Here is a 25,422-nt window from a genome sequence, read left to right as displayed (position 1 = left end):
TATAACTATGCTTTCTCATACAATAAATCGTAGTATACCACCTAAATCCTTAAAGAGGAAAACTATTATAAATATAGAAAAACCTAAATTTTTTCAAATGAAAAATGGATTAAAGGTTTTAATAGTTGAAAATCACAAATTACCTTTAGTAAGAGTTGGATTAGAATTAAATTTTAATTCTTTTTTGGAAAAAGATAAAGCAGGAATACAAAAAGTTTTTGGACAAATGCTTCGTTCTGGAACAAAAAATTATTCTAAAGAACAGTTAGATGATATTATTGATTACATGGGTGTAAATTTTTATACTTCTTTTTCTGAAATATCTATTTTTACTTTAAAAAAACATTTAGAAAAATCTATTTCTATTATGAGTGATGTTTTAATGAATAGTAAATTTGATAATTTTAGAGAATTAAATAAAATAAAAAAACAAAGAATCATAGATATTAGTATTTCAGAAAAAGATCCAAATTCTATTTTACAACGTGTTAGAAATATTTTATACTTTGGAAAAGGACATCCTTATGGAGAATATGAAACTCCTGAAACTATTGAAAATATAACATTAAAAGACTTGAAAAAATTATATGAAAAATATTATATTCCTAATATATCATATTTATCTTTTATAGGAGATATTTCTAAAAAAGAAGCAGAAAAATTGTGTAATATTTATTTTTCTAAGTGGAAAAAAAAAGAATATGTTGATGAACCACTTATAGAAAAATATATTTTACCTTCTAAAATAGAAATAGATATAGTAGATGTACCTTCTCTTACTCAATCTTCTATTTGTTTTGGAGGACCTGTTTGTTTTAAGAAAAGTGATCCATCATATTTTTCTTCTATTTTAGCGAATGGTATTTTGGGAGGAGGACCTCAAAGCCGTTTATTTTTAAATCTTAGAGAAAAAAAAGCATATACTTATGGAGCTTACTCTATTTTAAAATCCGATAAAAATATAGGTTATTTTTCTGTTTATACACAAGTTAGAAATGAAGTTACAGAAAATGCAATTAAAGATATTTTAGAAGAAATTGAAAAAATAACAAAAAATAAAGTTTCTCTTGAAGAGTTAAATATCAAAAAAAAGGAAATAAAAGGTCAATTTATTTTGGATTTAGAAGATCCAAATAGAATTAGTGATCTTTTTATTTGTGAATTAAAAAATAATCTTCCAAATGGATTTTATAAAAATTATTTAGAAAAAATAGAATCTACTACCGTAATAGATGTGCATAAATCATGTAAAAAATTTTTTAATACGAAAAATGGTCGTATTTTGATTATTGGAAAAGCAAATGATATATTACCAAATATAAAAAAGTTAGGTTATCCTATTCGATATTTTAATCAATTTGGATCTTTAATTAAAAAAATATGAATATAAGCAATAATTATCAATCTTTAGAAGATTCTATTGTTTCTGTATTAAAAAAAGTATATGATCCGGAAATTCCAGTAGATATTTATGAACTTGGTCTTATTTATGATATTCAAATTTCTTATAAAAAAGAAGTAAAAATTATAATGACTTTAACTACTATAAATTGTCCAGTTGCAGAAAGTTTACCACTTGAAGTGGAAAAAAAAATAAAATCAATAAACGAAGTTAAAAATGTTAATGTTGTATTAACATTTGATCCTCCTTGGAGTAGAGAATTTATGAGTGAAGAAGCACGTTTAGAATTAGGTTTTTTATGAATTTTTTAAATATGAGTATTTTTAATTTACTATTTTATGGAATAATACTTATTTTAATTTTATCTATATTTTCAAGTTTTATTTTTATAATAAATCAAAAAACAGCTGCTATTATTGAAAGAATGGGAAAATTTCATAGTATTCGTCATGCTGGATTAAATTTTAAAATTCCTATTATTGATCATATAGTAGGAAAATTGACATTGAAAATTCAACAATTAGATATTTTAATAGATACTAAAACTAAAGATAATGTTTTCGTAAAAGTAAAAATATCTGTTCAATTTCAAGTAATAAAAGATAAAGTATATGAAGCTTTTTATAAATTAGATAATTCTCATGCCCAAATTACTTCTTATATATTTGATGTTGTTAGAGCAGAAGTTCCAAAAATGCGTTTAGATGATGTTTTTGAAAGAAAAGATCATATAGCTCTTGTAGTAAAAGGAGAATTAAAAGGTGCCATGTTAAATTATGGATATTCCATAATTAAAGCATTAGTTACAGATCTTGATCCAGATGAACAAGTAAAACATGCTATGAATCGTATTAATACAGCGGAAAGAGAAAAAGTAGCAGCTGAGTATAAAGCTGAAGCTGATAGAATTAAAATAGTAGCAAAAGCTAAAGCTGAAGCTGAAAGTAAAAGATTACAAGGAAAAGGAACAGCTGATCAACGTAGAGAAATAGCTAGAGGTATTTTAGAGTCAGTAGAAGTATTGAATAATGTAGGTATTAATTCACAAGAGGCATCTGCTTTGATAGTTGTAACACAACATTATGATACTCTTCAATCTATGGGAGAAAATACAAATACTAATTTGATTTTACTTCCTAATTCTCCAGGATCTGCCAGTGATATGTTAAATAATATGATTACTTCATTTAATATTTCTAATCAAATAGGAGAAAATATTAAAAAAAAAATAAAAAATAATAATAAATAAATTTATGGAAATAATAGGAATAATTAAAAAAATATTTGAAGTTCAAAAATTTGATAGTGGATTTAGAAAAAAAGAAATAGTAATTACTACTGAAGAACCTTATCCTCAAAATATATTAGTTGAATTTATTCAAGATAAAGTAGATTTATTAGAAAATATAAAAATAAAGGATAAAATAAAAATTTATATTAATATTAGAGGTAGAGAATGGACTAATAATGAAGGAATTATAAAATATTTTAATTCTATCCAAGGATGGAAAATAGAGGAAATAGATTCTATTTCAAATAGTAGTAGTAATTCTTCATCAAAAAAATCTTCTGTTATACCTTCGTCTTTATCTTCTGATGATTTTGATGATCTTCCATTTTAACATTTAATAAATTATTATTTATTAATTCTTGGTATATTATATCTTTTTTAAGATTCCAATTTTTTGATGGAGAATATTCTTTACCATATAAAATAATTTGAAAATGTAATTTTTTCCAATTTTTTTTATTGAAAATACGTTTAGCATCTTTTTCCGTATTTTTTACATTTTTTCCATTGCTCAATTTCCATCTATACATCATTCTGTGAATATGAGTATCTACAGGAAAAACATAATTATTAGTTATAGATAAAAAAACAGATGCTGTTTTATGTCCTACTCCAGGAAAAGATTCTAGTTCTAGAATATTATTTGGAATTATTCCATTATATTTTTTTATTAAAATGATAGATAAATCATAAATATTTTTAGACTTTATATTATATAAACCTATACTTTTTATAAAAAATTTTAAATTTTTAAGAGATAAATTAACAATATCTTTAGGTTCTTTTATTATTTTAAATAATTTTTTTGTGATTTCATTTACTTTTTGTTCTTTGCTTTTAGAAGTAAGTATTATAGCTATCAATAAAGTATAATCATTAATATAATATAATGTTTTGATTGGATTAGGATACAAAAAATCCAATATTCTTTCAATAATTTTTATTTTTTTTGTAAAAAAATTCATGTTTATTATTGAATAATAACTTCTATATTATTTTTTTTTTCATTTATTTTTAGATAAATTTTATCTCCTTTTTTTAATTTTCCATTGATTATACATTCAGATATAGGATTTTTTATAAATTTTTCTATAACTTTTTTTAAAGGACGTGCTCCATATTCATTATCAAATCCTTTTTTTTGAATAAAATTTTTTACTTCAGAAAGTAAAATTACTTTATATCCCAAATTAAACATATGAAGTTTTATTTTTTCTAATTCTATATGAGTTATTTTTAATATATCTTCTTTTTTTAAAGAATTAAAAATAACAACATCATCTATTCTATTTAAAAATTCAGGAGAAAAAGTTCGTTTTATAGCCTGTTCAAATACATTTTTAATATAATTATTTGATCTTCTTGCTTTTGTATTAAAACCTATACCTTTACCAAATTCTTTTAATTGTTTTGTCCCTGTATTTGAAGTGAAAATAATTACAGTATTTTTAAAATTTATTTTTCTACCAAGACTATCTGTTACAGATCCGTAATCCAATATTTGTAATAATATATTAAATACTTCGTTATGTGCCTTTTCTATTTCATCTAACAATATAACGGAATAAGGTTTACGACGTATAATTTCTGTTAATTGTCCTCCTTCTTCATAACCAACATAACCTGGAGGAGCTCCTATTAATCTAGATACAGAAAATTTCTCCATATATTCACTCATATCTATACGTATTAATGATTCTTCTGAATCAAATAATTCTTTTGAAAAAACTTTTGCTAAATAGGTTTTACCTACTCCTGTTTGTCCTAAAAAAATAAAAGATCCTATAGGAGAATTAGGATCTTTTAATCCAGTTCTATTTCTTTGTACTGCTTTCACTATTTTGTCTACAGCTTCATCTTGACCCACTATTTTTTTTTTCAATTTATCCATCATTTGATTTAACTTTTTCATTTCAGCCATAGCTATTCTATTAACTGGAACTCCGCTCATCATAGATACAACCTCTTCAACATTTTCTTCAGAAACTATTTCTTTATTTTTTTTTGATGATTCTTCCCATTCATTTTGAGCTTTTATTAATTGTTTTTCTATTCCTTTTTCAGTATCACGTAAACGTGCTGCTTCTTCATATTTTTGACTTTTAACTACTTTAGATTTTTCTTTACGAATATTTTCTAACTCTTTTTCTAAAAGAACTATTTCTTGTGGAACTTTTATATTTTTAATATGAACACGTGATCCAGACTCATCTAAAGCATCAATAGCTTTATCTGGTAAAAAACGATCTACAATATATCGTTCAGTTAGATATACACAAGATTTTATAGCTTTTTCAGTATAGATAACATTATGATGAGTTTCATATTTTACTTTTATTTTTTTTAATATTTCAATAGTTTCTTTTTCTGAAGATGGATGTACTATTATTTTTTGAAATCTTCTTTCTAAAGCTCCATCTTTTTCTATATATTGTCTATACTCATTGAATGTAGTAGCTCCTATACATTGTATATATCCTCTTGCTAAAGCAGGTTTAAATATATTAGAAGCATCTAAAGATCCTGTTGTCCCTCCTGCTCCAATCATAGTATGTATTTCATCTATGAAAAAAATTAATCCTGTATTTTTTTCTGATTCGTTTATTATTGCTTTTATTCTTTCTTCAAATTGACCTCTATATTTAGTACCAGCAACTAAACTAGCTAAATCTAATACAATAACTTTTTTATTATATAAAACTCTAGAAACTTTTTTTTGAACAATTCTTAAAGCTAACCCTTCTGCTATAGCAGATTTTCCAACTCCGGGTTCTCCTATAAGAAGTGGATTATTTTTTTTTCTACGACTCAATATTTGAGAAACTCGTTCTACTTCCTTATCCCTTCCTACTACAGGATCTAATTTTCCTTCTATAGCTATAGCATTTAAATCTCTTCCAAAATTATCTAATACAGGTGTTTTACTTTTTCTTATTGAAGCTCCTCCATAATAACCATAACCTGTTTCACTACCTCCAGATCCATCATCATAAGAAGAAGTAGAACTATCACTTTCTATATCTTCATCTGAATAAGTAGAAGAGAAAAAAAATTTTTTAATATTATTTGATGAATAATTATGAATCATAAATTAATTTCTTTAAATTTTTAAAGAAAAAGAAGATAAAATATCTCTTCTATTTCTACAAATGATACTACTGATCATAAAGTTTTTTTTTCTCCTTGTATAGGAGATATTTTTAGATTTAATCGTTTTACTAAAGTTCCTACAAACTTATTTTTTTTATATAAAAAGTTGTATTCCTTTATTTGGGATTCATTTGATTCTTTACTTATTCTTTTAAATTCTAGGTTAGGACAATTTAATTTATTTTTTAAGTATTTTTCAAAATGATTTTGAATTAATAAAAATTCTTTATTTTCTAATTCATAGGGAATAATTAAAAATATTTTATTTTTTTTTATCTGAAATTGTATTTTTTTTTTGAAAAAATCTAAATAAATAGGATCTACTTTTTCAGAAAAATTTTGTATAAATTGTATCCAATTTTTTTGTAAAAAAGAAATTTTTTCTTCTTCTTGCAAAGAAGAAAGAATTTCTTTTGATTCTTTTTTTTCTTTATTATTTGAAAATAAATGATACAATTGAATTAAATATATTTCTATTATTAATCTACAATTTTTATTTAATTTTTTATTATTATATTCTTTTTCCCAACGAATACAAATATTTAAAATATTAACTAAAAATAAATAAGATATTTTTTTTGATTGTTCAATATAAGATTGTATTGTTTTTTTATTAAATTTTAAAATAGAAATTGTATCTGAATTTTTAGATAAAAATAAATTTCTAAAATGATTAATAAAACCAATTAATAAGTTATAAAAATCTATTTTTTCTTGAAAAATTTCATCCAAAGTAATTAATATTTTATGCATTTTTTTATTTAAAAGATAATCTACTATTTCAAAATAATATTTTAAATCAATTAATCCTAATTTTTTCATTATCATATTTTTAGTTAATTTTTTTTTATTCAAAAAAAACTTATCAAAAATAAAAATAGCTTTACTAAGAGATCCTTCTACATATTGAGATAATACAAATAAAGCTTCATTTTCTATTTCTACATTTTCTTTATCAGCAATCATTTTTAAATGAAAAAAAATTTCTTTTATAGAAATACTTTTAAATTCATAAACCTGAGAACGTGATAAAATTAATTCTGGTATTTTATTTTCTTCTGTTGCGCAAAAAATAAATAATATATGTGAATGTTTTTCTTTTATAAATTTTAAAATAAAATTTGAAAAATATTGAGAAAATAAATTTAAATCATTAATAATAAAAATATTAATATTTTTATTATTAGAAATAGATTTAACTTGGTTTATTATTTTATCCTCTGAATTATTATTTAAAATTTTATGAATTTCAAATATATGAAATGTTTCTAATTTAGAATTGTATTTTAATTCATTTGCTAAAATACGTGCACATGTATTCTTTCCTACTCCTTTAGGTCCAATAAAAAATAATATTTGAGATAAACAATTTTTTTCTATTGCTTTTTTTAAATTAATAATAATATCTTTTTGTCCTATTACATCATTCCATTTCAATGGAGTATATTTATCAGATAACATATAATTAACAAAAGTTATTTTGTTCATCATAACATAATAATCTAACCAATAGACAAAATTTCTTTAATTTTATAAGCTGCTTTTTTTAAAGTATCAGTAGAATAAATAGGCAATAAACTTTTATTAAGCATTTTTTTTGCTATTTTTTCATTTGTACCTTGTAAACGAACAACTATTGGTATTTTTTTTAAAAAAAAATTAATTTTAGAATATGAATTAATTATACCTTCTGCTACTGTATCACAACGTACTATACCTCCAAATATATTTATTAATACAGTTTTAACAGATTTATCTTTTAAAATAATACAAAATGCTTTTTCTACACGTATTTTATCTGCTGAACCTCCTATATCTAAAAAATTAGCAGGAGAACCTCCACAAGATTTAATCATATCCATAGTAGCCATAGCTAAACCAGCTCCATTAACCATACATCCTACATTCCCTTCTAACTTTAAAAAATTTAATTTAGCGTCAATAGCTTCTTTTTCAATAGGATCTATATCATCTTGATAAAATGATATATATTCTTTATGACGAAACAAAGCATTATCGTCTAATATTATTTTTATATCTATTGGAATGATTTTATTATCAAATGTTTTAATTAAAGGATTTATTTCCAATAATAAAGCATCACAAGCTTTATAAGCTTTATATAAATGCATTAAAAAATGAATAAAATTTTTTAAGGATTCATTTTTAATTCCTAATTTAAAACCTATTTTTCTAGCTTGAAATAATTGCAGTCCTAATATAGGATTTATTTCTTCTCTATATATTTTATATGGACTTTTTTTTGAAATTTCTTCTATATTGATTCCACCTTCTTTAGAATAAAGAATGATATTTTTTTCTATATCACGATCTACTAATATAGATAAATAATACTCTATAGGAGTATTAATAGAATTTGAAGGATAAACATCTTCAGATAATAATATTTTTTTAACTAATTTACCTCTTTTAGAGGTTTGTGGGGTCACAAGAAATTTCCCCAAAATATTTTTTGAAATTTCATAAACCTCATCTAAAGTTTTTACCACTTTAATTCCTCCAGATTTTCCTCGTCCACCTGCATGTATTTGAGCTTTAATTACTAAAGATTTTTTTTTGCTTTTTTTAAAAAGTTTTTTTGCAGCTTTTACAGCTTCTTCTGGAGAAGAAACAAGAATACCTTCTGGAATTTTAATTGAAAAAGAACTTAATATTTCTCTACCTTGAAATTCGTATAAATTCATTCAAAAATAGTTTTATTCATAAGTAAATTTAAACTAAATTCGTTTATTTTTTATTTTTAATAAAATTATAAATTTAATAAAAATGATTCAAGCTGAAAATATATACAAATCATATGGAAAAGATGAAGTTTTAAAAGGAGTTAATCTTTTTGTAAAAAAAGGTAAAATAGTTTGTATATTAGGAGAATCTGGATCTGGTAAAAGTACTTTATTACATATATTAGGTACTTTAGAGAAACCTACTATAAAAAAAAAAATAATAACAATTTTAAAAATTAATAAAAAAAATGTATTATATCTTTTAGATAAAGAATTATCTATCATAAGAAATGAAGATATAGGTTTTGTGTTTCAAACACCTCAATTATTTCCTGAATTTACTGTATTAGAAAATATTTGTATACCAGGATTTATAAATAAAAATAATAAAAAAAAATGTTTAAAAAAAAAAGCTGAAAATTTATTAAAAAAATTAAATATCTATAAATATAAAGATTCAAAACCAGAAGAACTATCTGGAGGACAAAAACAAAGATTATCTGTAGCAAGAGCTTTAATTAATAATCCTAAAATTATTTTTGCTGATGAACCTTCGGGAAATTTAGATATGAAAAATGCAGAAAGTTTACACAATTTTTTTTTCTTTTTAAAAAAAGAATTAAAACAAACTTTTTTAATAGTAACTCATAATTTAGAATTATCAGATATGTCTGATGAAAAATTAAAAATAGAAAATGGAATATTATACAAAATATAAAAATGTATTAAACAATAATTTATCTATAAAATATATTACAAAAAAATCTATAAAAAAAAATTCTTCTCTTTTTTTAATGCTACATGGATATGGAAGTAATGAGAAAGATTTATTTTTTTTTTTAGAAAAAGATATTCCAGAAAATTTTTTTATAATTAGTCTTCAAGGAATCTATTCCAATGGAATAAATAAATATTCTTGGTATGATATAGATTTTTCTGATGAAAAAAAACTTATCCATATTTCACAAGCTAAAAAAACTATTCAAAAAATATCATTTTTTATAGATGAAGCTATAAAAGAATATAAATTAAAAAAAAATGAAGTATGGTTATGTGGGTTTAGTCAAGGAGCTATTTTAAGCTATTCTATAGCTTTTATAAAACCAAATATAGTTAAAAAAGTAATTGCTTTAAGTGGATATTTAGAAAATTATATTATACCAAAAAAAATAAATAAAAAAATTTATTATGATTTAAATTTTTTTATTTCTCATGGAATATATGATACTATTATTCCTATTAAAAAGGTAAAAAAAGGATTAAAATTTCTTGAAAAAAATCAAATATCCTATCTATATAAAGAATATGAATCTGGACATAATATAAATATTTTAAATCATAAAGATCTTATGAATTGGATTATAAAAAAAAATGTTTTTTCATAAAATTATAAATTATGAGAAAATATACAAAAATAATATTATCTATATTTATTTTTTTAATATCTATTTTTTTCTTTTTTCAAGAAAATTATTTTTTAGGATCTATTTTATCTTTATTTAGTATAATTCCTATTTTTTTCATTTTCAGAAATGAATTTTTACTATTAGCTTTTTTAAAAATACGTAAAAAGGACATGAAAGGTTTTAAAAAATATTTAGGATATATTAAAAATCCAAAATTACAACTTACTAAAAATCAAATAGCTTATTATTATTTTTTAAATGGAATTTTATATTCAGAAAAAAATATTATTCAATCAGAAAATTATATGCAAAAAGCATTAGATTTTGGTTTAAAATTTAAACAAAATATTGCTATTGCTAAATTAAATCTAGCAATAGCATCTTTATCAAAAGGAGATAAAAAAAAAGCTGAACATTTATTATTAGAAGCAAAAAAAACAGATATTTCTGGATTATTACAAGATCAAATTCAAATAATAAAAATACAAATAAAAAAAATGAATATTAAAGATAGGCAAAATCCTTTTATTAGAAATAAATATTAGATTTTTATAAATCTAATATTTTGGAAAAATCTTTATCATTTTCTTCCATTAAAAATTTCATTGGATTTTCTATAATTTTTTTTATATTAATTAAAAAACCAACAGATTCTTTTCCATCAATTATTCTATGATCATAGGATAAAGCTAAGTACATCATAGGACGTATTTTAATAGAACCATTAATAACTACAGTTCTTTCCATAATTTTATGCATTCCTAAAATAGCACTTTGTGGTGGATTTATAATTGGAGTAGATAATAAAGATCCAAAAACTCCACCATTAGTAATAGTAAAAGTACCTCCTTTCATTTCATCAATAGAAATTGTATTATTTCTAACACGTATTGATAATCTATTTATTTCTTTTTCTATTTCTAAAATAGATAAATGATCTGCATTTCTTATTACAGGAACCATTAATCCTTTAGGACCAGATATAGCAATACTAATATCATAATATTTAAAATTAATTTTTTTTTCTTTATCAATCATAGCATTTATATCTGGATAAAGTTTTAAAGCTTTAACACAAGAAAGAGTAAAAAAAGACATAAATCCTAAATGAACTCCATGTTTTTCTTGAAAAAAATCCTTATACTTTTTTCTTATTAAAAAAATTTCTTGCATATCTACTTCATTAAATGTAGTTAATGTAGCTGTTTTATTTTTTATAGAAACTAATCTTTCTGAAAGTTTTCTTCTTAAAGAAGAAAGTGGAGTTATTGTTTTTAAACGATTATTCATTGTATTTTCTTCTATGATAGAATCATTTATATTCTTTTCTTTAAAAAGGATACAATCTTCTTTTATAATTCTTCCACCTTTTCCAGTTCCTTTAACATTTTTTATAGAAATATTTTTTTCATTTAAAATTTTTTTTGAAGCTGGTGAAGCTATATTATTGCAAATATGTTTTTTTTTACCATTTTTTACTTTATGGGTGTTAGTAATATTTTTATTATAAATCTCATCATTTTTTTTATAAGAATTAATAATACAAAATGTTTCTCCTACTTCTATTCTTTCTCCTTTTTTTACCATTAAGGTTATAGTTCCACATTCTTCTGCAGAAATTTCCAAAGTTGCCTTATCTGAATCTATTTCTGCTATTATTTGACCTTTAGAAACATAATCTCCGTTTTTTACAAACAAAGATGATACTTCTACTTCTGTTATAGATTCTCCTGGGGAAGGTACTTTCACCTTTATTATCATAATAATTTTAAGTTTTAAATATTAAAATAAATTCAAATTAAAGGAAAGATTGCACTAATATTTTATTTTGAATTTTTAAAAAATCTTGATAAGATCCTGTAGATGGACTAGAGTTTTCAGATGGAGATATTAATTTAAAAGGAATTATATGTCCTATTTTTCTTAAAATAAAACTCCACAATCCCATATTTTCTGGTTCTTCTTGTACCCAAAAAATTTCTTTTTTATTTTTATACTTTATAAGTAATTTTTTTATTTTTTCTATTCTTAATGGATATATTTGTTCTATACGAATTAATGCTGTTTTTTCATCTTTAATAGATTCTTTTCTATTTAGTAAATCATAATATATTTTTCCAGAACAAAAAATGATTTTTTCTATTTTATTAGAATCTATAACAGAAATATCATCAAAAATTTCTTGAAAAATATCTTGAGAAAGATTATCAATTGTTGATAAACATTTTTTATTTCTAAGTAAACTTTTTGGAGTAAAAACTATAAGAGGTTTTCTATAATTTAATTTTAATTGTCTTCTCAAAAGATGATAAAAATTGGATGGAGTAGTACAATTAACCAAGAATAAATTATTATTAGCACAAAGTTGTAAATAACGTTCTATACGAGCAGAAGAATGTTCAGGTCCTTGTCCTTCATATCCATGAGGCAATAATAATACAATGCCATTTTTAATTTTCCATTTATTTTCTCCAGAGGAAATATATTGATCTATTATAATTTGTCCTCCATTTACAAAATCTCCAAATTGTGCTTCCCACAATGTTAATACATTAGGAGTAAACATAGCATATCCATAATCAAAACCTAAAACTCCATATTCTGAAAGAGGAGAATTATACACTTGTATTTTTGCTTGTCCTGTACGTATTTGATTAAGAAGAATAATCTCCTCTTCTTCTTCTGTTTTTATAACAGCATGACGTTGAGAAAAAGTACCTCTTGCTACATCTTCTCCTGATAAACGAATAGGATTACCTTCATCTAGAATAGTTCCATAAGCTATTAATTCAGCCATTCCCCAATCCAATAAATTTTTATGAATCATTTCCATTCTTTTTTGAAAAATATATTCAGTTTTTCTAAAAAATTTTTTATCCTTTGGAATAGAAAAAATCTTATTAGAAATTTTTACAATTTTTTCTATTGGCAATCGTGTATCTACTTCTTTAAAAATATTTTCATCATTAGATACTATAGGAAAATTTTTCCATTCATCTTCTTCTAATTCTAAAAAAGAATTACATTTAATATTTTTAGCTTTATTATATCCTTTAAGAAGGTCATTTTCATATTTTTTTTCCATATTTATTACTTCATTATTATTAATAATTCCTTCTTTTTCTAATTTATTTTTATATAATTTGTAAGAATTAGTATGTTTTGAAATAACTTTATATAAAGTAGGTTGAGTAAAGCGAGGTTCATCTCCTTCATTATGTCCATATTTTCTATATCCAAGTAAATCTATAAAAATATCTTCGTGGTAACGCATTCTAAAATCAACAGCAAAATAAACAGATTTTATAACAGATTCTATATTGTCCGCATTTACATGTAATACAGGAGAAAGAATAACTTTTGCTATATCAGTACAATAAATACTGGAACGACCTTCTGTATAATTTGTAGTAAATCCTATTTGATTATTAATAACAATATGAATTGTCCCACCTGTACTATATCCTTTTAGTTTAGATAATTGAACAACTTCATATACAATCCCTTGTCCAGATAAAGCTGCATCTCCATGAATAAGAACAGGAATAATTTTTTTAGAATGTATATTTTTATTATAATTTATATCTATTTTTGCACGTGTAATACCTTCTACAATAGAATCTACAGATTCTAAATGAGATGGATTAGGTACTAAAATAAGTTTAACATATTGTCCTTTACGACTTTTTCTTATTTTAGAAAAGCCTAAATGATATTTAACATCTCCAGAAAAATTTTTATCTTCATATTCTTTTCCCTGAAATTCACTAAATATTTGATGATAATCTTTATGAAAAAAATTAGATAATAGATTTAAACGTCCTCTATGAGACATTCCAATTACAAAATTTTCAGTAAAATATTTATTAGATGCATATTCTATCATTTCTTCTAATGCAGGAAGTGTAGACTCATTTCCTTCTATAGAAAATCTTTTTTGACCTATAAATTTGGTATGAATAAAATTTTCAAAAGATAATGCTTCATTTAATTTTTTTAAAAAAAATTTTTTTTCTTCTGTAGAAAATTTAAATTTTTCTCTTTGAAACCATTTTTCAATCCATTCTATTTTATTAGAATCTGAAATATGCATATATTCTATTCCTATAGAATTACAATAAATATTTTTTAAATATTTAATTATATTTCTTAAAGAAGTTTTTCCTATTCCTATTAAGTTTCCAACTTCAAAACATAAATCTAATTCTTTTTCAGATAATCCAAAATTTCTAAAATCCAAATAAGGAAAATATTTTCTTTTTTCTTTAATAGGATTTGTATTAGTAAATAAATGTCCTTTTTCTCTATAAGCATGAATTAAATTTAATACTGAAAATTCTTTTTTCACTTTGTTATTAAAAACGTTATTATTTTTTAATTCTTCATTATATGTTTCTTTTCTAAAATCAAATCCGTGAAAAAAAGCACTCCAACTAGGTTCTACTAAATTAGGATCCTTTTTATATTTATCATAAAGAGATTCTATATATTGGATTGAATTTAGAAAAGAATATCTATCACTCATACACAAAGTTTTTATTTCAAATTTAAACATTTTAAAGATCTATCAAAGTTTATTATTTTAATCCATAAATGTTTTTTTTATAAATTCTATGGAATCCTTAAAGACTAATTGTAATCCATTTTTTTTAATTCCTATAGTTGTAGCAAAAAAAGATTTTCCCCAATATTTTCCATGAATATGATCTGCCATTTTACATATTATTTGATTAGCATGAATATTATTATTTTTAATAATATAATCTGAAATAGATATAAAAACAGTTGGTTTTCCGTTTTTTATAAATCCTAAAATCATAAATAAATTAAATATTTCATGTCTCAAATCTAATAAAGTTTTTTTTAAAACATTCATATCAAATTCTTTTTCCTGATATTCATTAATATCACATATATATTTTATATATGATAATTTAATAGCTTTTATAGAATATTCTTTTTTTAATATTTTTATTTGTTGTGAATGTATATTTAATATTTTTTTTTCTAATTTTTTATTATGATCTTGTAAGAATACAAAACTTTTTATAGGATTTTCTGGATATTTCATTTTATCTTTTAAAGAATTATATTGATTATAAAAATTTTTTAAGTATTGTATTGCTTTTTTATAAGTTATTGCTTTAATTCTTCGTATTCCATATGAAGCAGAAGTTTCTGATATGATTTTAAAAATTTGAATTAATCCAGTTTTTTTTACATGTGTACCTATGCAAAATTCAGATGAATTTCCAAAAGTGATTAAACGTATTTTTTTTTTATACTTTTCTTCAAAAATATCGCTATAATAAGAAACATTTTTTTTAGCTTCTTCTAAAGAAAGAAATATTTTTTCTTCTATAAAAAAATTTGAAAAAATTAATTTTTGAACTAAATCTTCTATTTGATATAATTCTTCATAAGTTATTTTTTTATAATGATAAAAATCAAATCTTAGATAATCATCTCCTATATAAGAACCTTTTTGTTGAATATGATTTCCTAAAATTTTTTTTAATGCAAAATTTAATAAATGAGTAGAAGTGTGATTTTTTTCTATTTTTTCTCTTCTTTTTTTATCTACTATAGCTTTAAAAGAAGAATATATATCCTTTGGTAATTTTTTAACAGAATGTATAATAATAGAATTTTCTTTTTTGGTATCAAAAACAAAAATTTCATCAAATTTATTTTTAATAAAACCAATATCACCTATTTGTCCTCCACCTTTAGGATAAAAAGGAGTTTTAGAGAATACTAAATCATAATAATAAGTGTTATTTAATTGATTTTCTACTTTTCTATATTTTATTATTAAAATATTATATTCTAAATAATTATATCCTATAAAATTTTCTTCTTCATAAAAAAAATTTTTTTCATTTATACTTATCCAATCTTTTTTTATTATTCCGCTACTTTCCTTTTTAGATCTTTCTTTTTGTTCTAAAAGTTTTTTTTTAAATAATTTATCATCAATTAATAAATTATTTTTTTTTGCCAAAAATTTTGATAATTCAATAGGAAATCCATAAGTATCATATAATTGAAAAATAATTTTTCCATCAATAATTTTTTCATTTTTTTCTTTAGTTTTTTTTATTATATATTTAATTTTTTTATGACCTTTTTCAATTACTTTAAAAAAATATATTTCTTCTTCTTTAATTATATTTTGTATATCTTTTTTTTTATTTATTAATTCAGGATAAAAATATCCCATTTCTTTTACTAAAGAAGTAACTAATTGATAAATAAAAGGATCTTTTTTAGATAAAAAACGATTAGCATAAATAATAGATCTTCTTAAAATTTTTCTAATAACATAACCAGATCCATTATTAGATGGTAATAGTCCATCAGAAATAGAAAAAACAATAGCTCTTAAATGATCAGCTATAATTCGTATAGATACATTTTGATTAAACTCTTCTTTATAAATATTTCCTAAATTTTTTTTTATATCTTGAATAGTAGAAGAAAAAATGTCAGTTTCATAACTAGAAAATTTATTTTGTAATACCATACATAATCTTTCTAAACCCATTCCTGTATCTACATGTTTAGTAGAAAGATGATCTAGAGATCCATCTGATTTACGTAAAAATTCTATAAAAACAAGATTCCAAATTTCTATTACTTTTGGATGATTTTTATTAATAAGATATTGTCCTGGAATCATTTTTTTTTCTTTTTCATTACGAAAATCTATGTGTATTTCTGTACAAGGTCCACAAGGACCTATAGCCCCCATTTCCCAAAAATTTTCTTTTTTACCAAAAAAAAGAATATTTTTATCACTTATTAAAGTTTTCCAATATTTTAGAGATTCATTATCTATGGATAATTGATCTTTTTTATCTCCAATAAAAATAGATACATAAATATTATTTTTTGGAATATTATATACTGTTATTAACAGTTCAAAAGCCCATTCTATAGCTTCTTTTCTTGAATAATCACCAAAAGACCAATTTCCTAACATTTCAAACATAGTATGATGATAATTATCATATCCTACATTTTCTAAATCATTATGTTTACCAGTTATTCTAAGACATTTTTGAATATTTACTATTCTTTTAAACTCAGGGTTTTTATGTCCTAAAAAATAATCCTTAAAAGGATTCATTCCTGCATTAATAAAAAAAAGAGTAGGATCATTTTTAGAATAAATAGGAAAGGAAGGAATAATTTTATGTTTTTTTTTTTTAAAAAAATTGAGAAAAGCCTCTTTTATAAATTTATATTTCATAAAAAATTTTTTTTATAATATTTTGGAGATTGTTCTATAGAATCCATAATTTTTTCCATAATATCATTAGTCGTATCTTTTTCTAAATTTAATTGAATAGGTTTTTTGAATTCCATTTTTTTTAATACTCCTTTTTTTTTAATTTTAATTCCTTCTTTATCATAAGCTTTTTTAAATCCTTTTATTACAATAGGTACTACAATAGGATTGTACTTTTTTATAACGTGAACAATACCTCTTCGTCCAGGAGCAAAAGCTTGTGTAGTTCCTTGCGGAAAAGTAATTAACCATCCATCATTAATAGCTTTACCCATACGAGTAATTTCAGATATATCTACTTTTTTATTCATTTTTTTCCATGTTCTTTTTACTGTAATAGCACCAGAATAAGTAAATAATTTTGTTAAAATAGATTGATTCATTGTCTCTTTAGCAGCTACATAATATAAATTTACTTTAGGATTTAGAAGATAAATTGGATTTTTAATAGTATTTATAAATCCATTTTTTACACTACAAAATACATGATACATGGCAAAAACATCTGCAAAATAAGTTTGATGATTAGATACAAAAAGAACTTTTTTATCAGGTAAATTTTTAATATATTCTGTCCCTTTTAATTGTAATTGATTAAATCCATTATAACGGTTATAAGAAATACAACCAAAAGTGAAGATTAAAAAACGTTTTATAAAATGTAAATTACCAAATGCATCTCTAAATAAAGTGCTTTCTTTTTTTTTAAAATTATTTTTTGTTTTTCTTTTGAAAAAAGATGAATAAAAATTCACTTCTTATTGTTTATATACCGAAGTACTTTTTGAAGAAAAAAAAGCTAAAATCGTAATAATTAATAAAATTGATAAACTATAATATATCCAATAAGGTATAGAAATAGGATCTCCTTTAGCATAAGAATGTAATCCAGATAAATAATAATTTACACCAAAATAAGTCATAATAATTGACATTATTGATAATATACTGGATAAATTAAAAAAAAATACATTATTCATATATGGAATGAATCTCATATGTAAAACAAAAGCATAAATCATTATACTAATAAGTGCCCAAGTTTCTTTTGGATCCCAACTCCAATAACGACCCCAACTATTATTTGCCCAAACAGAACCTAAAAAAGTTCCTATAGTTAATAAAAATATACCTATAATAAGACACATTTCATTAATAATAGTTAATCTATTAATATGTATTTTAATTTTTTTATTATAGACATATTTATTTAAAATATACAAAATAAATACTAAAAATCCTAAAAATGATCCTGTTAAAAAAAAACCATAACTAGTTGTTATTGTAGCTACATGTATAATTAACCAATGAGATTTTAATACTGGAACTAAATTAGTAATTTCTGGATCCATTATGTTTCCATAATGTGCTATCATTAATAAAATAGAAGAAGCTATAGCTGTAATACCTAAAACAAATTGATTTTTATAAAATAAAAAACCTATACCAATTAAAATCCAACTAATAAAAATAGCGGATTCATATCCATTAGTCCATGGAGCATGTCCAGATATATACCACCTTAAAATTAATCCAATAAATTCTATAAAAAATAAAATAAATAGAATTGAAAAAAATATTATAGAAAAAAAATGTATATATTTTTTTTGAAAAAAAATTTTAAAAAAAGAATTAAAAATAATAATAATACCAAAAAATATGTACAAAAAAGATAATAAATAAAATATATCAAGTTTATTATAAATAATTTCTATAGATATTTTATTTTCTGAAGGTAAAATAGATTTATTAGCATATTTAAATTGATATGATCGTATTTTTTCTATTTTGTTATCTGCAATATTCCAGTTTTTTTCATTTTGAGCATGAAATAAAGATTTCAAATAATTACTAAACATATAAAATCCTGAAGGGTTTAACTTATTAGAATCTGATATTATCCAACTAGACCAAGTATGATTACTATCATTTGGTATAGGAAAAATACGAATATATTTACCCATAAAAATACCATGAATAATACCTAAACGCTCACTTAAACTAAGTACTGCTTTATCATATTCATTTCTTTGTACTGGACTTTTTGAAAAAGCGTTTTCATAATCTTCTTGAAAAAGAAATTTTAATTTTGATGTTTTTGAATCTATAACATATAGATCCATCACAGAAACATAATATTCTTTATTAGCTTTTATTTTTTTTAAAAAATTAAATCCTCCTTTTTTATCTACTTTAATAAAAGGAACTTTTGTCCAAAATATATTATCTTGATGCATAGATATAAACCATTGATTAGCATCTATATCTCCTATATATTTTTTTTTATATATTTTTCTAAGTAGGTCAATAGCTACAGTGTTAATAGGTTTTATTCTACCTTTATAATCTTGTACTAATAAACGTCCAAAATTTTCTCCATGTTTTTTAGGAATATGAATAACATCAGAAATATTTTCTAAAGATATTTTTTTAAATTCTTGTGTTTTAGTTGAAAAAGCATAATTTTTTTCTATAGAAAAAAATAGAAAAATAAATAATATTAAATAATTTTTAGAAGTAATATATTTTAATCTTTTTTTAAGAAAACTAAATCTTGTTCCTTTCCAAAACAAAGTAAAAAACATTCCAATACTCATAAAAATATATCCTATATAAGAAAAATAAGTTCCTAAATAATCATTATTTACAGAAAAATGTGATCCTTTACCATCCGGATCATATCCGGATTGAAAAAATCTATATCCTTTATAATCCAAAACATTATTCATATAAATATGATAATTTTTTTTATTTTTTTTATCTATTATTGTAACATTACTCATAAAAAAAGATGGGAAGTCAGAACCTGGATAATTTTCTACTTTAAATTTATTTAATCGTAAAAAAAAGGGAATATCCAAAAATATAGATCCATATCCAATAGATATTTTGTGATTATTTAATAATATAGGAGGACTCATTTCAGTACTATTTTTACCTCCTAAAAAAGTAAATACTTTATATTTATTATGAAATAATATTTTTACTGTAATAGCACTTAATAAAGTATCTTTATTTTTTTCTTCTTCGCAAGATTTAATATATTTTAATTGTTTTTTAACAATACCATGTGGTATTACCCATTGTATCAAATTATTGTGATCTATTTGTATTTGATATAATTGTTTTATTTTTAAAACATTATAAGAATTTTTTAAAAAAAAAGTAGTTTTTCCATTTATCATATTTATTGTTCTTCCAGAAAAAGAAGATTTTATATATAACTTATTTTTTTTTTCAAATATTTTTATTCCATAAGGTATTTCCTTATTGAAGGAAAAAAAAACTTTATTTATTTTTAAAACTTCTCCATTTTTAATAAAATTATCTATTCTACCTTTTTTATTTGTTGAAATTATTTTTATAATTTTATCTTTTGATTTTTTATTTGAAAAAATGATTTTTGCACATGGAATATAGTTTATAACTTTTATTATTATAGGACTATCATTAAAAGAAAATTTTCCTTGAAAAGAATTATGAAAAGAAGATAAAATATAGGGTTTATGATAAAATTTAGTATAATTACCTTTAACTATTTTTAATTTTATATAATTTTTTTTAGAAATAATTTTTCTATTAGTTTCTCCTTCTCTTAATGATATCATTCCTTCAAAACTATAATATCTAGATAAAATACCTCCAATAAAAATTAATACAAAAGAAAAATGAAAAATAAATAAAGGTATTTTATTCCATAATTTATATTTAAATATATTTCCTAATAAATTTATTATAAATAATAACATGATTATTTCAAACCAAGTTGATTCATAAATAAATAATTTTGCTATATCTGTGGAATATTTTTGCTCTATAAAAGTAGCTATGCCCATTGACAAGGCTATCAATAAAAATAAAAAAGAAGTTATTCTTGTTGAAAAAAGAATTTTTTTTAACATTTTATAATAAATTCTTACATAAAAAAATAAATCTAAACAATATTTATTATTTTAATTTTAGAAAACATTTTATTTATATAATTAATCCATCATAAGCTATATATACATTTTTAGGTAATTCTTTTTGTATTTCTTCATGAAATCCAAACATATGACTAATGTGTGTTAAATAGGTTTTTTTAGGACAAATTATCTGTATAGTATTTAAAGCTTCAGAAAGTGTAAAATGAGATGGATGTTTTGGTATTTTTCTTAATACATTTAAAACTAAAATATCTAATCCTTTTAATTGTTTAATTGTTTTAATTGGAATACTACTTGCATCTGTTATATATGCAAAATTTTCTATCCTAAATCCTAAAATAGGTAGAGATCCATGCCATATAGATAAAGGAATTACTTTAAAATATTCTACAAAGAAAAAATTTTCATAAAAATCTAATTCATGTACAGATATTTTATAAATATCTGATTTTTTATTTGAAAAAATATAAAAAAATCTTTTTTTTAAACTTTCTAATACTCTACGTAATCCATAAATAGGTATAGTTTTTTTATTATTATAAATAATAGGTCTTACATCATCTAATCCTCCTGTGTGATCATAATGTTCATGTGTAATAAAAATAGCATCTAATTTTTCATGATTTACTCGTAACATTTGATATCGAAAATCTGGTCCACAATCAATTAAAAAATTTTTTTTATTTTTTTCAATTAAAATTGAACTTCTCAATCTTTTATCTTTTGGATTTCTAGATAAACATACTGGATGTTTAGATCCAATAATGGGAATACCCTGAGAAGTTCCAGTTCCTAAAAAAGTAATTTTCATATTTTTATTGTAACTACTTTTGTATATATTGATTTATTATATTTTTTTTTATTTCGCTTATAATATTTTTTTTTTCTTTTAAAAATTCTTTTACAGAATCTCTTCCTTGACCTAACTTTAAATCTTTATAACTAAACCAAGAACCATTTTTTTTAATGATTCCTAAATCAACTCCTATATCTAAAATTTCTCCTATTTTTGAAATACCTTCTCCATATATAATATCAAATTCAGCTATTTTAAAAGGTGGAGAAAGTTTATTTTTTACTACTTTTACTTTTGTTTTATTTCCTAATATTTTATCTCCATTTTTAATTTGATTTCCTTTTCGTATATCTAATCTTATTGATGAATAAAATTTTAAAGCATGTCCTCCTGTTGTTACTTCTGGATTTCCATAAACTCCAATTTTTTCTCTTAATTGATTAATAAATATTAATATACTTCTAGATTTTCCTATACTAGATGTCAATTTTCTTAGAGCTTGAGACATTAGCCTTGCTTGTAATCCTATTTTAGAATCACCCATTTCTCCTTCTATTTCACTTTTAGGTGTTAAAGCTGCAACAGAATCTACCACTATTAGATCAATAACTCCTGATCTAATTAAATTATCAACTATTTCAAGAGCTTGTTCTCCATTATCTGGCTGAGATATTATTAATTCTTTTATATTAACACCTATTTTTTTAGCATAAAAACAATCAAAAGCATGTTCTGCATCTATAAAACTTGCAAATCCTCCTAATTTTTGCGATTGAGTAATCGCATGTAAAGCTAAAGTAGTTTTTCCAGAAGATTCTGGACCAAATATTTCAATAATTCTTCCTTTTGGAAATCCTTTTATACCTAAAGCTATATCTAAACTTAACGATCCAGAAGAAATAATTTCTAAATTTTCGATATTAGAATCGCCCATACGCATAACTGTTCCTTTTCCATATATCTTATCCATTTTCTCTAAGACAAGTTTTAAGGATTTTCTCTTTTGTTCAATTTTTTCGTTCATAATATTGAAAATAAATTATTAAGTAATAATACTATGATTCTTTTTTTCTTAATAAGAAAATATTTTTCTTTTTTAAAAGAATAATTTTATTTTTTGGTAATCGTATAAAAAATTTTCCATTATCAAATGGTATATAATCTACAAGATATTGTGGGTTTAAAAATATTAAATCTTTATAAGGTATATTTATATAAAAAGATAAAATCTTTAAAGAAATCTTTTCTTTTATAGGAATTAATACTGTATCTTTATATTTATATTTATATTTATGATATATAGATGCTATATTATGTTCTTTATAATAATTCATTACATAATTTATAGCAATAAATTTCGGAATATAATTTTGTGTTTCTTTAGGAAAAAACTCCAATAAACTCCAAAAATCTTTTTTATTATTTTGATAACGTTGCAATATTTTATCTACAGTCCCTGGTCCTGCATTATAAGCAGCTAAAACTAATTCCCAATTACCAATTTTTTTATATAAAAATTTTAAATAACGACAAGCCGCTTCTGTAGATTTTACAGGATCATTTCTATCATCATATACATTATGAATAATATTTAAATCATATATTTTTCCTGTTTCAGGCATAAATTGCCAAATACCTTGAGCTCCTACTTTAGAAGTAGCAAATGGATTTAAATTAGATTCTATAATAGCTAAATATTTTAATTCTTTTGGTAAATGAAATTTTTTAAGTTTTTCTTCAAACATAGGAAAATAAAAATATGATAATGAAATAATTTTTTCTATATAATTGCTCATACGAAGATAACTTTCTATAGAAGCATGCACTAAACTATTATAGTTTAGTATTTTAATTTGTGATTTTTGATTTAGAATATTTAATCTAAATTTTAAATCTTTAAAATCTATATTAGTATAAACAATATGATTTCTTTTTTTAGAAAAAGATCTTTTCCTAATTTTTTTTTTATTTTCCAACATTCTTATCCATAATTTTTCTACATGTATATTATTAATATTATTATATAATTTTTGATGATTAATATTATTATATAATTTTTGATGATTAATATTTTTATGAAAGTTTATTACATTTTTGTGTTCGATGAATGGTTTAGATAAAGATTGAATAATCAAGCTTTTTAATATGATCATAAAAAAAACAATATTTCTTGTCGTTATCGTTACCATTATTAGTTTTTAAAATTGTATAAAAAAAGTACTAATAAACAAACGTAAGATGAAAGAAATTTTTATTATTTTTCAGATTCAGATTCAGAATCTTTTTTTTCAGATTTTTCAGAATCTTTTTTGAATTCTTTCAATCCTATTACTATCATAAATAAACGTAAGATGAAAGAAATTTTTATTATTTTTCAGATTCAGATTCAGAATCTTTTTCTTCAGATTCTTCAGAAGCTTTTTCTTCAGATTCTTCAGAAGCTTTTTTGAATTCTTTCAATCCTGTTCCTATCATAAATAAACGTAAGATGAAAGAAATTTTTATTATTTTTCAGATTCAGATTCAGAATCTTTTTCTTCAGATTCTTCAGAAGCTTTTTCTTCAGATTCTTCAGAAGCTTTTTCTTCAGATTCTTCAGAAGCTTTTTCTTCAGATTCTTNAGATAAAGATTGAATAATCAAGCTTTTTAATATGATCATAAAAAAAACAATATTTCTTGTCGTTATCGTTACCATTATTAGTTTTTAAAATTGTATAAAAAAAGTACTAATAAACAAACGTAAGATGAAAGAAATTTTTATTATTTTTCAGATTCAGATTCAGAATCTTTTTTTTCAGATTTTTCAGAATCTTTTTTGAATTCTTTCAATCCTATTACTATCATAAATAAACGTAAGATGAAAGAAATTTTTATTATTTTTCAGATTCAGATTCAGAATCTTTTTCTTCAGATTCTTCAGAAGCTTTTTCTTCAGATTCTTCAGAAGCTTTTTCTTCAGATTCTTCAGAAGCTTTTTTGAATTCTTTCAATCCTGTTCCTATCATAAATAAACGTAAGATGAAAGAAATTTTTATTATTTTTCAAATTCAGATTCAGAATCTTTTTCTTCAGATTCTTCAGAAGCTTTTTCTTCAGATTCTTCAGAAGCTTTTTTGAATTCTTTCAATCTTGTTCCTATCATAAATAAACGTAAGATGAAAGAAATTTTTATTATTTTTCAGATTCAGATTCAGAATCTTTTTCTTCAGATTCTTCAGAAGCTTTTTTGAATTCTTTCAATCCTGTTCCTAATCCTTTCATTAATTCTGGTATTTTTTTACCACCAAAAAGTAAAAGTGCAAGAATGACAATAACTACAATTTCTGTAGTTCCAAAAGTTCCAAGCAATATTAAAAAAGAAAAAATAGAATCTGTTAACATGGAATTTTTTATCAAATATAAAAAAAATTAT

Annotated in this window: 21 protein-coding genes; 7 read left to right on the top strand and 14 right to left on the bottom strand. The window is 21.8% G+C overall.

Features of this window, described 5'->3' with window-relative positions; translation table 11 throughout:
- The first annotated feature begins 7 nt into the window (after window positions 1–7).
- Genes H0H36_RS00285 through H0H36_RS00270 form a run of 4 tightly spaced genes read left to right on the top strand, consistent with a single transcriptional unit; the run spans window position 8 to window position 3,024 of the window.
- A complete protein-coding gene (locus H0H36_RS00285; RefSeq protein ID WP_238786208.1) occupies window positions 8–1,384 on the top strand; it encodes a M16 family metallopeptidase in 1,377 nt (458 codons plus the stop codon).
- Window positions 1,381–1,704, top strand: a complete 324-nt coding sequence (locus tag H0H36_RS00280; protein ID WP_185869660.1) for an iron-sulfur cluster assembly protein — start codon at window positions 1,381–1,383, stop codon at window positions 1,702–1,704. The genes H0H36_RS00285 and H0H36_RS00280 overlap by 4 nt, the downstream gene beginning before the upstream one ends.
- A gap of 11 nt (window positions 1,705–1,715) precedes the next feature.
- On the top strand, window positions 1,716–2,651 hold the full coding sequence (locus tag H0H36_RS00275; RefSeq protein ID WP_185869887.1) for an SPFH domain-containing protein: 936 nt from the start codon (window positions 1,716–1,718) through the stop codon (window positions 2,649–2,651).
- A 4-nt stretch (window positions 2,652–2,655) separates the two neighbouring features.
- On the top strand, window positions 2,656–3,024 hold the full coding sequence (locus H0H36_RS00270; RefSeq protein ID WP_185869659.1) for a DUF3127 domain-containing protein: 369 nt from the start codon (window positions 2,656–2,658) through the stop codon (window positions 3,022–3,024).
- Here the strand turns inward: H0H36_RS00270 and H0H36_RS00265 are convergent.
- The 4 genes from H0H36_RS00265 to sucC all read right to left on the bottom strand — a co-directional run bounded on the left by H0H36_RS00265 (window position 2,975) and on the right by sucC (window position 8,548).
- Window positions 2,975–3,658: an endonuclease III domain-containing protein gene (locus tag H0H36_RS00265; RefSeq protein WP_185869658.1), complete on the bottom strand. Its 684-nt coding sequence runs from the start codon at window positions 3,656–3,658 to the stop codon at window positions 2,975–2,977. The genes H0H36_RS00270 and H0H36_RS00265 overlap by 50 nt on opposite strands.
- Before the next feature lie 5 nt (window positions 3,659–3,663).
- The gene (locus H0H36_RS00260; protein ID WP_185869657.1) at window positions 3,664–5,781 is read right to left on the bottom strand and encodes an ATP-dependent Clp protease ATP-binding subunit; all 2,118 of its coding nucleotides are present in this window, start codon (window positions 5,779–5,781) and stop codon (window positions 3,664–3,666) included.
- Window positions 5,782–5,855: 74 nt separating this feature from the next.
- On the bottom strand, window positions 5,856–7,334 hold the full coding sequence (locus tag H0H36_RS00255) for an AAA family ATPase (protein ID WP_317167153.1): 1,479 nt from the start codon (window positions 7,332–7,334) through the stop codon (window positions 5,856–5,858).
- Between the two features lie 11 nt (window positions 7,335–7,345).
- The gene (sucC, locus tag H0H36_RS00250) at window positions 7,346–8,548 is read right to left on the bottom strand and encodes an ADP-forming succinate--CoA ligase subunit beta (RefSeq protein WP_185869656.1); all 1,203 of its coding nucleotides are present in this window, start codon (window positions 8,546–8,548) and stop codon (window positions 7,346–7,348) included.
- Window positions 8,549–8,630: 82 nt separating this feature from the next.
- On the opposite strand from sucC, the gene H0H36_RS00245 reads away from it, so the two are divergent.
- The 3 genes from H0H36_RS00245 to H0H36_RS00235 are packed head-to-tail and all read left to right on the top strand — an operon-like array spanning window position 8,631 to window position 10,538.
- Entirely contained in the window at window positions 8,631–9,305 is a 675-nt protein-coding gene (locus H0H36_RS00245) for an ABC transporter ATP-binding protein (RefSeq protein ID WP_185869655.1), read from the top strand.
- Window positions 9,283–9,972: an alpha/beta hydrolase gene (locus H0H36_RS00240; RefSeq protein ID WP_185869654.1), complete on the top strand. Its 690-nt coding sequence runs from the start codon at window positions 9,283–9,285 to the stop codon at window positions 9,970–9,972. Before H0H36_RS00245 ends, H0H36_RS00240 begins: the two co-directional genes overlap by 23 nt.
- An 11-nt stretch (window positions 9,973–9,983) precedes the next feature.
- On the top strand, window positions 9,984–10,538 hold the full coding sequence (locus tag H0H36_RS00235) for a hypothetical protein (protein ID WP_185869653.1): 555 nt from the start codon (window positions 9,984–9,986) through the stop codon (window positions 10,536–10,538).
- A gap of 4 nt (window positions 10,539–10,542) precedes the next feature.
- On the opposite strand, the gene odhB is transcribed toward H0H36_RS00235, so the two are convergent.
- The 10 genes from odhB to H0H36_RS00185 all read right to left on the bottom strand — a co-directional run bounded on the left by odhB (window position 10,543) and on the right by H0H36_RS00185 (window position 25,391).
- The gene (gene odhB / locus H0H36_RS00230) at window positions 10,543–11,754 is read right to left on the bottom strand and encodes a 2-oxoglutarate dehydrogenase complex dihydrolipoyllysine-residue succinyltransferase (RefSeq protein WP_185869652.1); all 1,212 of its coding nucleotides are present in this window, start codon (window positions 11,752–11,754) and stop codon (window positions 10,543–10,545) included.
- A 37-nt stretch (window positions 11,755–11,791) separates the two neighbouring features.
- A complete protein-coding gene (locus H0H36_RS00225; RefSeq protein WP_185869651.1) occupies window positions 11,792–14,518 on the bottom strand; it encodes a 2-oxoglutarate dehydrogenase E1 component in 2,727 nt (908 codons plus the stop codon).
- A gap of 57 nt (window positions 14,519–14,575) precedes the next feature.
- Entirely contained in the window at window positions 14,576–17,248 is a 2,673-nt protein-coding gene (gene alaS / locus H0H36_RS00220; RefSeq protein ID WP_185869650.1) for an alanine--tRNA ligase, read from the bottom strand.
- On the bottom strand, window positions 17,245–18,042 hold the full coding sequence (locus H0H36_RS00215; protein WP_185869649.1) for a lysophospholipid acyltransferase family protein: 798 nt from the start codon (window positions 18,040–18,042) through the stop codon (window positions 17,245–17,247). The genes alaS and H0H36_RS00215 overlap by 4 nt, the downstream gene beginning before the upstream one ends.
- Before the next feature lie 3 nt (window positions 18,043–18,045).
- The gene (ccsA, locus tag H0H36_RS00210; protein ID WP_185869648.1) at window positions 18,046–21,189 is read right to left on the bottom strand and encodes a cytochrome c biogenesis protein CcsA; all 3,144 of its coding nucleotides are present in this window, start codon (window positions 21,187–21,189) and stop codon (window positions 18,046–18,048) included.
- Window positions 21,190–21,262: 73 nt separating this feature from the next.
- Entirely contained in the window at window positions 21,263–22,024 is a 762-nt protein-coding gene (locus H0H36_RS00205; RefSeq protein ID WP_185869647.1) for an MBL fold metallo-hydrolase, read from the bottom strand.
- 13 nt (window positions 22,025–22,037) lie between these two features.
- Window positions 22,038–23,033, bottom strand: coding sequence for a recombinase RecA (gene recA / locus H0H36_RS00200; protein ID WP_185869646.1), 996 nt, complete (start codon window positions 23,031–23,033; stop codon window positions 22,038–22,040).
- 31 nt (window positions 23,034–23,064) lie between these two features.
- Window positions 23,065–24,198, bottom strand: a complete 1,134-nt coding sequence (locus tag H0H36_RS00195) for a lytic transglycosylase domain-containing protein (RefSeq protein WP_185869645.1) — start codon at window positions 24,196–24,198, stop codon at window positions 23,065–23,067.
- Window positions 24,199–24,883: 685 nt separating this feature from the next.
- Window positions 24,884–25,015, bottom strand: coding sequence for a hypothetical protein (locus H0H36_RS03115; protein WP_262887374.1), 132 nt, complete (start codon window positions 25,013–25,015; stop codon window positions 24,884–24,886).
- A gap of 166 nt (window positions 25,016–25,181) precedes the next feature.
- Window positions 25,182–25,391, bottom strand: coding sequence for a Sec-independent protein translocase subunit TatA/TatB (locus H0H36_RS00185; protein ID WP_185869885.1), 210 nt, complete (start codon window positions 25,389–25,391; stop codon window positions 25,182–25,184).
- Window positions 25,392–25,422 lie beyond the last annotated feature (31 nt).

It is taken from the genome of Blattabacterium cuenoti (genome assembly GCF_014252395.1).
GTDB classification, from domain to species: Bacteria; Bacteroidota; Bacteroidia; order Flavobacteriales; family Blattabacteriaceae; genus Blattabacterium; species Blattabacterium cuenoti_AA.
This window is presented reverse-complemented; position numbering and strand designations above follow the sequence as displayed.